The organism is Pseudomonas sp. D8002 (assembly GCF_013385695.1).
Taxonomy (GTDB): Bacteria; Pseudomonadota; Gammaproteobacteria; order Pseudomonadales; family Pseudomonadaceae; genus Aquipseudomonas.
In genome coordinates this window covers 112,679-126,236 of the sequence record NZ_JACAPM010000008.1, presented here as the reverse complement: position 1 = coordinate 126,236, position 13,558 = coordinate 112,679, and the positions used below count along the sequence as shown (strand labels likewise).

The window sequence follows — 13,558 nt, the reverse complement described above, 5'->3', positions numbered from 1 at the left end:
CGCGTCTTTACTGGGTTTCTTAAATTTAATTTCATCCGGGTAAAGGGTGTTTTGACTCCGAACTGTCACATGGCCATCGCCTAATTGTGTGAAGCGTTTGACGCTTTCATTTCAGAACAGTGACGGAGACCGGTACCAATGAAGACGTTATTAAGCCCCATGGTGGGTGCCGCCATGGCGAGCTTTATGCTGTCCGCCCACGCCGATTTTATCGATGACAGCCACGCCGACGTGACCCTGCTCAACCGCTACCTCAACCAGCAGGGGCGCGATGTGGTGAACAGCAATAACAAGGCCCACAGCATCCGCGATTGGGGCCAGGGTTTTGAGTTCAACTTCAAGTCCGGCTACACCGATGGGCCGGTCGGCTTTGGCCTGGACCTGCAGGCGTTCTACGGTTTGAAACTGGACTCCGGCGGCGACCTCAATGACAAGGATCACCAGGGCCGCTACCCCGGCAGCATGTTCCCGCTGGATAACGGCAAGTCGGCCGACCAGTTCGGCGTGCTCAGCCCGACCTTCAAGATGCGCTTCGCCCAGGATGAATTGCGCGTCGGTACGCTATACGGCAACAACCCGGTGCTGGCCAACACCGACGGCCGCCTGTACCAGCAGACCAACACCGGCGTGCAGTTGGTTTCCAAGGACTTGACCGACTTCACCTTTACCGCCGGTGACATCCTCAAGACCAAGATCCGCAACGAAACCGGCGACCAGGGCATGATCACCGCCGGCGGCACCAAAGAGAGCGATCGCTTCCTCTACGGCGGCGCGGACTACAAAGGTTTGCCGGACACCACCGTCAGCCTGTGGTACTCCAACCTTGAGGATTACTACCAGCAGTTCTTCCTCGGTGCCAAGCGTCATGACGCCTTGCCTGTCGGCGCGATCGACACCGACGTGCGCCTGTACCGCAGCCTGGGTGTGGGTGAAAACGCCGCGGGCGACAAAGACTATTCGGCTGCGGGTCTCTACGGCGATGGCACCTCCAAGGGCCGCATCAACCAGTCCACCGTCAGCCTGTTGGAAAGCTACAGCCTGGACGGCCACACCGTCGGCCTGGGCATCCAGAAAAACAGCGGCGACAGCGACTTCCCGTACCTGGATTCCGGCCTGAACAGCGGTGCCAGCAACCAGGGCCCGGGCTCGGGCGCCGACACCCCGGCACTCACCAACATGCAACTGAACAAATTCCAGCATGCCGGCGAGCGCACCTGGCTGGCGCAGTACAAATATGACTTCGGCAAACTCGGCCTTAACGGCCTGACCTTCGCCACGTCCTACGCACACGGCGATGACATCCGCACCACCCAAGGCACTACCAGTGAATGGGAACGTAACGTCACCGTGGCTTACCAGGTGCCCACCGGCACCCTCAAAGGCCTCGGCGTAACCTGGCGAAATGCCCACGCCAGCCCGGATATCACCGGTGCCACGGTGCAAGATGAAAACCGCTTCTATGTAAGCTACGTCGTTCCACTCTGGTAGGACTTTGCTGTAAAAGGGATAGGCAGACTTAAGCGATTCAGCTGCTTAAAAGGCCCGGGAATATGCTTATTCCCGGGCCTTATTTGCCCCAAGTCCAAGAGAGGATTCGATGACTTACATTGCTGCCGAAAACCGCTATGAATCTATTCCTTACCGCCGCGTAGGTCGCAGCGGACTGGTGCTGCCGGCACTGTCCCTGGGGCTGTGGCACAACTTTGGCGACAGCACCCCGATCGATACCCAGCGCGCCTTGCTGCGCACCGCGTTCGACCTGGGTATCAACCACTTCGACCTGGCCAACAACTACGGCCCTCCATACGGCAGCGCCGAGATCAACTTCGGTCGTTTGCTGCGGGAAGACTTCAAGCATTACCGCGATGAACTGATCATCTCCAGCAAGGCGGGCTGGGACATGTGGCCGGGCCCTTATGGCCAGGGCGGCGGTTCGCGCAAGTACGTGCTGGCGAGCCTCGACCAGAGCCTGCAACGCCTGGGCGTCGATTACGTGGATATCTTCTATTCCCACCGTTTTGATGCCGACACCCCGCTGGAAGAAACCGCCAGCGCACTAGCCACCGCCGTGCAACAGGGCAAGGCGTTGTACATCGGGATCTCGTCCTACTCCGGCGTGAAAACCCGGGAAATTGCGGCGCTGCTCCAGGAGTGGAAAGTCCCGCTGCTGATCCACCAGCCGGCCTACAACCTGCTCAACCGCTGGGTGGAAAAAGACCTGCTGGACGTCACCGAAGAACTCGGTGCCGGGGTGATCGCGTTCACGCCATTGGCCCAGGGCCTGCTGACCGACAAATACCTCAACGGCGTACCGGCGGATGCGCGGGTCAATCGCCCGGGGGGTGGTTCGTTGCAGGCCAAGCACTTGTCCGAGGCCAACATCGCCCACGCCCGCGCGCTGAATGAAATTGCCAAGCGCCGTGGCCAGAGCCTGGCGCAGATGGCGTTGGCGTGGACGTTGCGTGATCCACGGGTCACCAGCGCCCTGATCGGCGCGAGCCGGCCGGAGCAGATCATTGAAAACGTCGGTGCGTTGCAGAACCTGAGCTTCAGCGCGCAGGAACTGGCGGAGATTGATCGGTTTGCCCAGGAAGGCGGGATTAACTTGTGGGAGAAGCCGTCTACGGCTGAATAAGCGGTAGAGCCCGATTCCTGCATCAACCTCTACCCAATGTGGGAGCGGGCTTGCTCGCGAAAGCGGAGTGTCAGTCACTGGATATGTCGACTGATTCACCGCTTTCGCGAGCAAGCCCGCTCCCACATTTGATTTGTGGTGTGCCTGCTAGAACGGCACATCTCCAAGAATCGTCGCCCGATGCATCACCCGCCGCTGCGGCCGGTAATCATCCACCGCGTAATGCTGGGTCACGCGGTTATCCCAGAACGCCACGTCATTTTCCTGCCAACGCCAGCGAATGGTGAATTCCGGCCGTGTTGCATGGGCAAACAGCAGCTTCAACACCACGTCGCTTTCCGCCGGCTCCAGTTCGTTGATCTTGCTGGTGAACCCCTCGCTGACGAACAGCGACTTACGCCCGCTCACCGGATGCGTACGAATCACCGGGTGAGACAGCGGCGGGTTCTTGCGCCGGGCTTCTTCCCAGCGCGCCAAATCTTCCGGCGTGTTGCCATAACGCTCCAGCGGGAAGGAGCGGGTGAAGTCATGGGTTGCCGTCAAACCGTCCAACAGTTTCTTGAACGGCTCGGACAGCGCCTCATACGCGGCAATCCCGCTGGCCCACAACGTATCGCCACCAAACTCCGGCAGCAGCTTGGCGCTCAGTACCGCACCGAGGGCCGGGGTGGGCAGGAAGGTCACGTCGGTGTGCCAGATGGCGTTGTCGCGCACGTCGGTCACGGCGGTGTCGAGGATCAGCACTTCTGGCTGCTCCGGCACGTTGGGGTAGATCGGGTGAATGTGCAGGTCGCCGAAATTCGCCGCGAACCGCGCCTGTTGCTGCGGGTTGATTGGCTGGTTACGGAAGAACAGCACCGAATGCTTGAGCAGCGCCTGTTCGATGGCGTCGCGGTCTTCAATGTTCAACGGTTGGGTGATGTCGACGCCACTGATCTGGGCGCCAAGGGCGGTGCTGAGAGGTGTTACGGTCAGGCTGCTCATGGGATTCTCGTCGAAAATTTTTCAGTGTGCCTGGCCATGCCACGGCACCAGTTTGCGCTGCAGGGCACGCAAGCCCATTTCCATGGCGAAGGCGATCAGCGCGATCACCAGAATCCCCAGCACCACCACGTCGGTGACCAGGAATTGCGCGGCGGACTGCACCATGAAGCCCAGGCCGCTGGTGGCCGCGATCAATTCTGCGGCTACCAGGGTCGACCAACCCACGCCCAGGCCAATCCGCACGCCGGTGAGGATGTCGGGCAGGGCGCTCGGCAGGATCACATGGCGAATCAGTTGTGCCCGGGTCGCGCCCAACGACTGCGCGGCGCGCAGTTTGGCCGGGTCGACGGTACGTACGCCGGTGGCGGTCGCGATGGCGATCGGCGCAAAAATCGCCAGGTAGATCAGCAACACCTTGGACAGCTCGCCGATGCCGCACCAGATCACGATCAGCGGCAGGTAAGCCAGCGGCGGGATCGGGCGGTAAAACTCGATCAGCGGATCCAGAATGCCCCGGGCGATGCGGTTGGAGCCGATGGCAATCCCCACCGGCACGGCGGTCAGCACGGCAAAGCCGAGGCCCAGGCCGATGCGCTTGAGGCTCGCGCCCAGGTGCTGCCACAGGGTGGAATCCATGTAGCCGGTGGTCGCCAGCAGCCAGCCTTTTTGCAGCACGGCCGAAGGCGGTGGCAGGAACAGCGGCTCGATCAGCCCGCTGGCGGTCACGGCCCACCAGATGGCAACCAGGGTCACCAGGGTCAGCACGCTGATCCAGCGGGTGCTCAGGCTGCGGCGTACGGGCACGACGGGTTTGCTCGCCGGCTTGGTGGCCGTGGCCGGTAATTCGTAACTGCTCATGCGGACACCTGCCGTTGGGAGAACACCTTGCCCAGCACGTGTTCGCGGGTTTCGATAAAGCGCGGGTCGGACTTGATCGCGCGTGCCGACTCACCGGCGGCGTAGCGCTGGCCGAAGTCCAGGCTCAGGCGCTCGACGATCTGGCCGGGGTTGGGCGCCAGCAGAATCAAATCCGTGGCGAGGAACACCGCTTCTTCGATGTCGTGGGTAATCAGGAATACCGGTTTGGCCGTGCGCCGCCAGACTTGCAGCAACAGCTCCTGCATCTGTTCGCGGGTGAAGGCATCAAGGGCGCCGAAGGGTTCGTCCATCAGCAGTACGCGGGGGTCGGCAGCCAATGCACGAGCCAGTCCGACACGTTGCTTCTGGCCACCGGAGAGTTGCCAGATACGACGGCTGTCGAAACCGGCGAGGTCCACCAGGGCGAGCATTTCCCGGGCGCGGATTTCCCGCTGGTCCTTGGGCACGCCTGCCAACTCCAGGCCGAAGCCGACGTTGGCCAGCACGTCCTGCCAGGGCAGCAGGGCGTCGTCCTGGAACACCACGCCGCGTTCGGCGCTCGGTCCTTTTACCGGCACACCGTCAAGGGTGATGCGCCCGGCGCTGGGTTCGACAAAGCCGGCAATCAGGTTCAACAGCGAAGTCTTGCCACTGCCGGAAGGGCCGAGGGCCACCAGTAATTGCTGGGGCCCAAGGCTCAGGGAAATATCTGCCAGTACTGGCTCCGGGCTGCCTGGGTACTGTGCGCTGATGCGCTCCAGTTGTAGCAAGGCCATCGCGGTTAACTCCTGGTATCAGTTAGTGATGAACTTCGGGCTGACGTACGGGGCGTAGTCCGGCAGTACGGCGTCGACCTTGCCTTGTTCCTTGAGGAACGCGGCGGTATCGGTGACAGCCTTGGTGGTCGGTGCGCCGAGCAGGGTGACCTGGTCAGCCGCCAGCGGGTAGACGTTGCCTTGCAGCAGCAGCGGAATGTCGCTGGCCTTGGCCCCGGAGAGCTTCACCAGTTTGTCGACGTTGCCTTTGTCAGCCAGCCAGGCTTGTGGGTCTTTGCGGTAAGCGGCGTAGGCATCCAGGGTGACCTTGGCAAAAGCCGTGACGATTTCCGGGTGCTTCTCGGCGAAATCCTTGCGCACGATCCAGGCATCGAAGGTCGGCGCGCCGAACTTGGCCAGTTCGCCGGAGGTGATCAGCACCTTGCCGTTTTCCTTGGCCACGCCAAGCGCTGGGTCCCACACGTAGGTGGCGTCGATATCACCACGTTTCCAGGCGGCGATGATGGCCGGCGGGGCGAGGTTGAGGATGGTCACTTTGGACGGGTCGATGTTCCAGTGCTTCAACGCGGCCAGCAGGCTGTAGTGGCCGGTGGAAACGAATGGCACGGCGACTTTCTTGCCGATCAGGTCCTGCGGGCTGTTGATCCCGGAACCGTTGCGGGCCACCAGGGCCTCGGCCCCGCCGATCTGGGTGGCGATCAGGAAGGTTTCCACCGGAACCTTGCGGGTCACGGCAGCGGTCAGCGGGCTGGAACCGAGGTAGCCGATCTGCACGTCACCGGAAGCGATGGCGGCGATGATGTCGGCACCGTTGTCGAATTTGCGCCAGTCGATCTTGGCGTTGGTGGCTTTTTCGTACGCGCCGTCGGCCTGAGCGACTTTCGCCGGGTCAACGGTGGTCTGGTAAGCGATGGTCACGTCGGCGGCCTGGGCAAACAGGCTGGCACCGGCCAGGGACAACGCCGCCAAGAGGCGAAGGGGGAAGTGCAGTTTCAAGGGGGAAGTCCTCATCAGGCGGCCGGAGGTCGGCGTGTGAGAAGACTAAATGATCTAAGAATCCGAAAATAAATAACATTTTCGAATTAGCTTATGAGGAGAAACTCGCGCGCCAGGCTAGAAGGCGCATAGGTCAAATGTGGGAGCGGGCTTGCTCGCGAAAGCGGTGAATCAGTCACCGAATACATCGACTGATACAACGCTTTCGCGAGCAAGCCCGCTCCCACAGGGGTCTGTGTCAGGCTTTTAGTTGCTGATAGCGAGGATGCTCGCCTGGTACGACCCGACAAACACGTCAAAATCACCCACTTCGTTCTGCTCAAGCTCCGCCTGCTGCGCCAGCGAACTGCGCGCCAGCTCCTCAAAACGTGCCTGTTCCTCTGCCTTCAACGGCTCGCTGCGGAAGTACTCCGCATGCACCTGGCTCTGATGCAGCGAGAACTGCGCAAAGCTCTCTTTACGCTCGCTCATCGCCGCCAGCACCTGGGCCGACGGGGTCAGGGACGAATCCTTGACCTTCGCCAGCTGCGCGTCCAGCGCCTGGCTGTGTTCATTGATGCCCTGGCTCTGGTCCAGCATCGCCGCCAGCGGAGCAATCTGCTCCAGCAGCTCTGCCGCCCATTCCTTCATGTCCACCGATTCGCCACGGCGCTGCAATTGCAGGCCCGGACGGCGGCCTTCCTTGACCACGCTGAGGAAGTTGGAGGTGGCGTTGCCGCACTCATTGTCGGCGAACAGCGGGCTGTCATTCAGCGCGCAATACAGCAGGAACGCATCGAGGAAGCGCGACTCTTGCAAGTCGATGCCCATCGGCAGGAACGGGTTGATGTCCAGGCAACGCACTTCGATGTACTGGATGCCACGGGCCATCAGCGCCTGGATCGGCCGTTCGCCGGTGTAGGTCACGCGCTTGGGCCGGATGTTGGAGTAGTACTCGTTTTCGATCTGCAGGATGTTGGTGTTGAGCTGAACCCACTCACCGTCCTTATGGGTACCGACTTCGACGTACGGTGCGTAGGGTGTTGCCACAGCTTCGCGCAGGCTGTCGGTGTAGCTCGCCAGGTCGTTGTAGCACGGCGTCAGGCCGGCCTGGGCGTTGCTCTGGTAACCCAGGTCGCTCATGCGCAGGCTGGTGGCGTACGGCAGGTACAGGGTGTCGGCGTCCAGCACTTCGAGCTGGTGCGAACGACCGCGCAGGAAACCCGCGTCCAGGGCCGGCGAGGCGCCGAACAGGTACATCAGCAGCCAGCTGTAGCGGCGGAAGTTGCGGATCAGCGCGATATAGGCCGTGGACTGGTAATCCCGGTCGGTGCCCACGAAGCCTTCGGCTTCCTTGAGCAACGGCCAGAGGTCTTCCGGCAGGGAAAAGTTGTAGTGGATCCCGGCGATGCACTGCATGGTCTTGCCGTACCGCAGGGCCAGGCCCTTGCGATACACGTACTTGAGCTGTCCGATGTTGGAGGTGCCGTAGTAGGCAATCGGAATATCTTCCTCGGCCGGCAACGGGCACGGCATCGATGGACTCCACAGGTACTCGCTGCCGAGCTTGCTGTAGGCAAAACGGTGGATCTTGTCGAGGCTGCTCAGGGTATCGGCTGGGTTGGGCAACGCCGGCGTGATGAACTCAAGCAGCGACTCGGAATAGTCGGTGGTGATCTGTTCGTGGGTCAGTGCAGCGCCCAGGGCCTCGGGATGCGGCGTTTGTGCCAGTCGGCCTTCACCGGTGACGCGCAGGCATTCGCGCTCGATGCCGTGCAGGCATTGCTCGAGCAAAGAGAGGTGTTCGTGCTTGCCGAGCAGGGCCAGGCGGCGGTTGAGAAGTTCGCTCAAGTTGGATTCCTTCACGCGTCAGTCGCCCCAATATGGGGGTGGTCAGGACGGTCTACAAGGGTGAAGTGGAAACTGGCGTTATCGCCTGGTTTTTGAGCCGGATTGACCCACTCTGAAAGAGCCGCCCTCGTCCCTGAATCTGGCTATCGCGCACGAGGAAAAGTTCGGCGCAACTTTCGAAGCGCCGAAATTAACTCAAATCGATGACAGGGAGCTATAGGACAGCGAAGGTGCCTTGTGCTTTTGCGACCAGTTTTTCGTCCTGGTACACGTCCGCCTCGACCACCAGCGTGCGCCGACCCGGGTGAATCACCCGGGCGGTGCACAGCACATCGCCGTCGGAAACAGCGCGGATGTAGTTGATCTTGCATTCGATGGTCGCGCTTTGCTGGTCGAAACCATGGGAGCTGGAACACGCCAGCCCCATGGCAATGTCCACCAGGCTGAAGATCGCCCCGCCATGGAGCTTGCCAGCGCGGTTGCGCAACTGCGGTTCCAGGGTCATGGCCACCTCGGCAACACCGGTTTCCAGGCGCTGCAGGCGGCAGCCAATGAGTTCGCTGAAAGCGCTGTGGGTCAAGCCGGCTGGCAGTTCCATTAACGTTTCTTCAGTTGTTTGGCGTTGGCGAACAGCGAAGCCATGGCGTTGTTGGCCGGGGCTGGCGCAGCGGTTTCCTTACGGGGGGCGGCGCCTTGGGACTGGCGAGGCGCCGAGCCCGGGCGTGCACCGCGGGCACCGTCGATTTTCTCGCCCGGGGTGTCGCTCATGCGCATCGACAGGCCGACGCGTTTGCGCGGGATGTCGACTTCCATGACCTTGACCTTGACCACATCACCGGCTTTCACCGCTTCACGCGGGTCCTTGATGAACTTCTCCGAAAGCGCAGAGATGTGCACCAAACCGTCCTGATGCACGCCGATATCCACAAACGCGCCGAAGTTGGTCACGTTGGTCACCACGCCTTCGAGGATCATCCCCAGTTGCAGGTCCTTGAGGTCTTCGACGCCTTCCTGGAATTCGGCGGTCTTGAACTCGGGACGCGGGTCGCGGCCAGGTTTTTCCAGCTCTTGCAGGATGTCGGTGATGGTCGGCACGCCGAAGGTTTCGTCGGTGTACTTCTTCGGGTCCAGGCGCTTGAGGAACGCGGCGTCGCCGATCAGCGAGCGGATGTCGCGGTCGGTTTCAGCGGCGATGCGTTGTACCAGCGGGTAGGCTTCCGGATGGACAGCCGAGGAGTCCAGCGGGTTGTCACCGTTCATGACGCGCAGGAAGCCGGCGGCTTGCTCGAAGGTTTTTTCGCCAAGGCGTGCGACTTTTTTCAGTGCTGCACGGGTCTTGAACGCACCGTTTTCGTCGCGGTGGGTCACGATGTTCTGCGCCAGGGTGGCGTTGAGGCCGGAGATGCGGGCCAGCAGCGCAACCGAAGCGGTGTTTACGTCCACGCCCACGGCGTTCACGCAGTCTTCAACCACGGCGTCCAGGCCGCGAGCCAGTTTCAGCTGCGACACGTCGTGCTGGTACTGGCCGACGCCGATGGATTTCGGGTCGATCTTCACCAGCTCGGCCAGTGGGTCCTGCAGGCGGCGAGCAATGGACACGGCGCCACGGATCGACACGTCGAGGTCCGGGAATTCCTTGGAAGCCAGTTCAGACGCGGAGTACACCGAAGCGCCGGCCTCGGAGACCATCACCTTGGTCATCTGCATGCCTGGGTATTTTTTGATCAGCTCGGCGGCCAGCTTGTCGGTTTCACGGCTGGCGGTGCCGTTGCCGATGGCAATCAGGTCCACCGAGTGCTTGGCGCACAGGGCGGCCAGGATGGCGATGGTCTGGTCCCACTTGTTGTGCGGCACGTGGGGGTAAACCGTGGCGTGATCCAGCAGCTTGCCGGTGGCGTCGACCACGGCAACCTTGCAGCCGGTGCGCAGGCCCGGGTCGAGGCCCAGGGTTGCGCGTGGGCCGGCGGGTGCGGCCAGCAGCAGGTCGTGCAGGTTGTGGGCGAATACGCTGATGGCTTCGGTTTCGGCGCCGTCGCGCAACTCGCCCAGCAGGTCGGTTTCCAGGTGGGTGTAGAGCTTGACCTTCCAGGTCCAGCGCACGACTTCACTGAGCCACTTGTCCGCAGGACGATTCTGATTCTGGATGCCGAACTGTTGACCGATCATGCCTTCGCACGGGTGCATGGTGCCTGGCAGCTCGTCGCCGACTTTCAGCGCGGAGCTCAGGATGCCTTCGTTGCGGCCGCGGAAAATCGCCAGTGCACGGTGGGACGGCATGCTTTTCAGCGGCTCGTCGTGTTCGAAGTAATCGCGGAACTTGGCGCCTTCCTCTTCCTTGCCGGCGATCACGCGGGCACTCAGGGTGGCTTCCTGCTTCAGGTAGTTGCGCAGTTTTTCCAGCAGGTTGGCGTCTTCGGCGAAGCGCTCCATGAGGATGTACTTGGCGCCTTCGAGGGCGGCCTTGACGTCGGCCACGCCTTTTTCGGCATCGACAAAGCGTGCAGCTTCGGTTTCCGGGGCCAGGGACGGGTCGTTGAACAGACCGTCGGCCAGCTCGCCGAGGCCGGCTTCCAGGGCGATCTGGCCCTTGGTGCGGCGCTTCTGCTTGTACGGCAGGTACAAGTCTTCGAGGCGGGTCTTGGTGTCGGCGAGCTTGATGTCGCGTTCCAGCTGCGGGGTCAGCTTGCCTTGCTCTTCGATGCTGGCGAGGATGCTGATACGCCGTTCGTCGAGTTCTCGCAGGTAGCGCAGGCGCTCTTCCAGATGCCGCAACTGGATATCATCGAGGCTGCCGGTGACTTCTTTACGGTAACGGGCGATGAAGGGCACTGTGGAGCCTTCATCCAGTAGAGCGACGGCCGCTTCGACCTGTTGTGGGCGTACGCCGAGTTCCTCGGCGATGCGGCTGTTGATGCTGTCCATAAAACCACCTGAAATTCTGAAAGCAGGCTCGCAGGCCCGGAAAACAAGGCTCGCGAGGCTGGTTGAGCGGCCCGTCTGGCGCCGCTGCCTGGGTCAAGAGGCAGCCTATTGACCCTCGAAATCGAAAAAATCACTACAAGCGGGTGAAAAAAATCCCCTGGCAGTAAACGGTAACGAACTGACGTTGCCCTGCACAAAGGCGCCGCATTATAACCAGCGTTCTGCCCTTGGGGGGATTGCCGCCAAGGTTGTAGGGCGCGGGTTCGCTGGCGGTAGAGGAAAAATCTGCTAACAATGCACACGGTGCGTATAACGGCAGCTACGCCATAATGCGCGCCGAGATAAGAGGAGCATCTAATGAGCAGCACTGCACAAACTGCTGAAGGCGAAAAAATTCTCATCGTTGATGACGATCCGGGGCTGAGCAGCCTGCTGGAGCGTTTCTTCAACTCCAAGGGCTACCGTGCCCGCGCGGTGCCAAACACCGAACAGATGGACCGCCTGTTGGGACGTGAAGTCTTCAACCTGGTGGTGCTGGACCTGATGCTGCCCGGCGAAGACGGCCTGACCGCCTGCAAACGCCTGCGCGGCGCCAACAATCAGATCCCGATCATCATGCTGACCGCCAAGGGCGATGAGCTGAGCCGCATCAAGGGCCTGGAACTGGGCGCCGACGATTACCTGGCCAAGCCGTTCAACCCGGACGAGCTGATGGCACGGGTCAAGGCCGTACTGCGTCGCCAGGCCGCCCCGGTACCGGGCGCTCCAGGCAGCGAGGACGAAAGCGTGACCTTCGGCGACTACGAGTTGTCGCTGGCCACCCGTGAGCTCAAGCGTGGCGATGAAGTGCACATGCTGACCACCGGCGAATTCGCCGTGCTCAAGGCACTGGTGATGAACGCTCGCCAGCCGCTGACCCGCGACAAGCTGATGAACCTGGCCCGTGGCCGCGAGTGGGACGCCCTCGAGCGCTCCATCGACGTACAGATCTCCCGTCTGCGCCGGATGATCGAGCCCGATCCATCCAAGCCGCGTTATATCCAGACGGTGTGGGGTGTGGGTTACGTGTTTGTGCCGGATGGCACTGCAACCAAGTGACCGATGATTTGCAGAGGCGGGCGTGCCGGTGATGACTCGATAAGAGTCAGCCGGTTGCCCGGCGTTTGCAATTCTGCGAGCTTGGCTCGCTCCTGCAAGGTGTCCAGCTGTCTTTTATGAAAACCCCGTTGTGGTTCCCGCAGAGTTTCTTCTCACGCACCCTTTGGCTGGTGCTCATCGTCGTACTGTTTTCCAAGGCCCTGACACTGGTTTATCTGTTGATGAACGAAGACGTGCTGGTGGACCGGCAGTACAGCCATGGTGTCGCGCTGACCTTGCGCGCCTACTGGGCCGCAGACCCCGAGAACCGCGAGAAGATCGCCAAGGCCGCTACCCTGGTCCGGGTCGCGGGCGCGGGCGTGCCCGAGGGCGAGCAACATTGGCCCTACAGCGAAATCTACCAGCGCCAGATGCAGGCCGAACTGGGTGACGACACCGAGGTGCGGCTGCGCATGCATGTGTCGCCGGCGCTGTGGGTGCGAGCGCCGAGCCTGGGGGAGGACTGGCTGAAAGTGCCGCTGTATCCGCATCCGTTGCGGGGGCAGAAGATCTGGAACGTGCTGGGCTGGTTCCTGGCGATTGGCTTGCTTTCCACCGCGTCTGCCTGGATTTTCGTGCGCCAGCTCAACCAGCCGCTCAAGCGCCTGGTATTTGCGGCACGCCAGCTGGGCCAGGGCCGCAGTGTGCGCCTGCCCATCAGCGATACGCCGAGTGAAATGACCGAGGTGTACAGCGCGTTCAACCAGATGGCCGAGGATGTCGAACAGGCGGGGCGCGAGCGCGAGCTGATGCTGGCGGGGGTGTCCCATGACCTGCGCACGCCGCTGACGCGTCTGCGGCTTTCCCTGGAACTGATGGGTAACCACACCGACCTTACCGACGACATGGTTCGAGACATCGAGGACATGGACGCGATTCTCGACCAGTTCCTGGCGTTTATCCGCGATGGCCGGGACGAGGTGGTGGAAGAGGTCGACCTGACGGACCTGGTACGTGAGGTGGTGGCGCCCTACAACCAGAACGGCGAGCAGGTGCGGATGCGCCTGGAACCGATCCAGCCGTTCGCGTTGCGTCGGGTTTCGATGAAGCGCCTGCTGAATAACCTGATTGGTAACGCGCTGCATCACGCTGGTTCCGATGTGGAAGTAGCAGCCTACGTTTCCGGGGATACCAGTGCGCCTTACGTGGTGCTGAGTGTCATGGACCGTGGTGCCGGCATCGATCCGGCGGAACTGGAAGGTATCTTCAACCCGTTCACCCGCGGCGACCGTGCCCGGGGTGGCAAAGGCACGGGCCTGGGGCTGGCGATTGTGCGGCGGATTGCTTCGATGCATGGCGGCAATGTCGAATTGCGCAACCGGCCGGATGGCGGCCTGGAAGCGCGAGTGCGCTTGCCGTTGGGGCTGATGTTGCCCAGGGACGCGGTCTAAATGTGGGAGCGGGCTTGCTCGCGAAGGCG

At 61.9% G+C, this 13,558-nt stretch carries 11 protein-coding genes; 4 read left to right on the top strand and 7 right to left on the bottom strand.

The window, feature by feature from the left end; translation table 11 throughout:
• Positions 1-159: 159 nt before the first annotated feature.
• A complete protein-coding gene (locus HX807_RS05660) occupies positions 160-1,488 on the top strand; it encodes an OprD family outer membrane porin (protein ID WP_080673292.1) in 1,329 nt (442 codons plus the stop codon).
• A 109-nt stretch (positions 1,489-1,597) separates the two neighbouring features.
• The gene (mgrA, locus tag HX807_RS05655; RefSeq protein WP_003211877.1) at positions 1,598-2,635 is read left to right on the top strand and encodes an L-glyceraldehyde 3-phosphate reductase; all 1,038 of its coding nucleotides are present in this window, start codon (positions 1,598-1,600) and stop codon (positions 2,633-2,635) included.
• A gap of 147 nt (positions 2,636-2,782) precedes the next feature.
• On the opposite strand, the gene tauD is transcribed toward mgrA, so the two are convergent.
• The 7 genes from tauD to HX807_RS05620 form a co-directional block, all read right to left on the bottom strand.
• Positions 2,783-3,619 carry a taurine dioxygenase gene (gene tauD, locus HX807_RS05650; RefSeq protein WP_003213162.1) on the bottom strand — a complete coding sequence of 279 codons (837 nt, stop codon included), beginning with the start codon at positions 3,617-3,619 and terminating at the stop codon, positions 2,783-2,785.
• Between the two features lie 21 nt (positions 3,620-3,640).
• Positions 3,641-4,477, bottom strand: coding sequence for a taurine ABC transporter permease TauC (gene tauC, locus HX807_RS05645; protein WP_003213163.1), 837 nt, complete (start codon positions 4,475-4,477; stop codon positions 3,641-3,643).
• Positions 4,474-5,253 (bottom strand): taurine ABC transporter ATP-binding subunit, encoded by a 780-nt coding sequence (gene tauB / locus HX807_RS05640; RefSeq protein WP_023659332.1) that lies wholly within the window; start codon positions 5,251-5,253, stop codon positions 4,474-4,476. The genes tauC and tauB overlap by 4 nt, the downstream gene beginning before the upstream one ends.
• Before the next feature lie 18 nt (positions 5,254-5,271).
• A complete protein-coding gene (gene tauA, locus HX807_RS05635; RefSeq protein WP_003213167.1) occupies positions 5,272-6,249 on the bottom strand; it encodes a taurine ABC transporter substrate-binding protein in 978 nt (325 codons plus the stop codon).
• A gap of 246 nt (positions 6,250-6,495) precedes the next feature.
• Positions 6,496-8,079 (bottom strand): glutamate--cysteine ligase, encoded by a 1,584-nt coding sequence (gene gshA, locus HX807_RS05630; RefSeq protein ID WP_008435798.1) that lies wholly within the window; start codon positions 8,077-8,079, stop codon positions 6,496-6,498.
• Between the two features lie 214 nt (positions 8,080-8,293).
• Positions 8,294-8,677: a PaaI family thioesterase gene (locus tag HX807_RS05625; protein ID WP_008435797.1), complete on the bottom strand. Its 384-nt coding sequence runs from the start codon at positions 8,675-8,677 to the stop codon at positions 8,294-8,296.
• Positions 8,677-11,001 (bottom strand): Tex family protein, encoded by a 2,325-nt coding sequence (locus HX807_RS05620; RefSeq protein ID WP_102367889.1) that lies wholly within the window; start codon positions 10,999-11,001, stop codon positions 8,677-8,679. The genes HX807_RS05625 and HX807_RS05620 overlap by 1 nt, the downstream gene beginning before the upstream one ends.
• A gap of 357 nt (positions 11,002-11,358) precedes the next feature.
• On the opposite strand from HX807_RS05620, the gene ompR reads away from it, so the two are divergent.
• Together ompR and HX807_RS05610 are read left to right on the top strand one after the other, a co-directional pair.
• The gene (gene ompR, locus HX807_RS05615) at positions 11,359-12,099 is read left to right on the top strand and encodes a two-component system response regulator OmpR (RefSeq protein ID WP_003213175.1); all 741 of its coding nucleotides are present in this window, start codon (positions 11,359-11,361) and stop codon (positions 12,097-12,099) included.
• Positions 12,100-12,215: 116 nt separating this feature from the next.
• Entirely contained in the window at positions 12,216-13,529 is a 1,314-nt protein-coding gene (locus tag HX807_RS05610) for an ATP-binding protein (protein WP_177049464.1), read from the top strand.
• Positions 13,530-13,558 lie beyond the last annotated feature (29 nt).

Coding starts and splice junctions, on each gene's coding strand:
- mgrA (WP_003211877.1), top strand. CDS start 1,598: ATGACTTACATTGCTGCCGAAAACCGCTATGAATCTATTCCTTACCGC.
- HX807_RS05625 (WP_008435797.1), bottom strand. CDS start 8,677: ATGGAACTGCCAGCCGGCTTGACCCACAGCGCTTTCAGCGAACTCATT.
- ompR (WP_003213175.1), top strand. CDS start 11,359: ATGAGCAGCACTGCACAAACTGCTGAAGGCGAAAAAATTCTCATCGTT.
- HX807_RS05620 (WP_102367889.1), bottom strand. CDS start 11,001: ATGGACAGCATCAACAGCCGCATCGCCGAGGAACTCGGCGTACGCCCA.
- HX807_RS05660 (WP_080673292.1), top strand. CDS start 160: ATGGTGGGTGCCGCCATGGCGAGCTTTATGCTGTCCGCCCACGCCGAT.
- tauB (WP_023659332.1), bottom strand. CDS start 5,253: ATGGCCTTGCTACAACTGGAGCGCATCAGCGCACAGTACCCAGGCAGC.
- HX807_RS05610 (WP_177049464.1), top strand. CDS start 12,216: ATGAAAACCCCGTTGTGGTTCCCGCAGAGTTTCTTCTCACGCACCCTT.
- tauC (WP_003213163.1), bottom strand. CDS start 4,477: ATGAGCAGTTACGAATTACCGGCCACGGCCACCAAGCCGGCGAGCAAA.
- tauD (WP_003213162.1), bottom strand. CDS start 3,619: ATGAGCAGCCTGACCGTAACACCTCTCAGCACCGCCCTTGGCGCCCAG.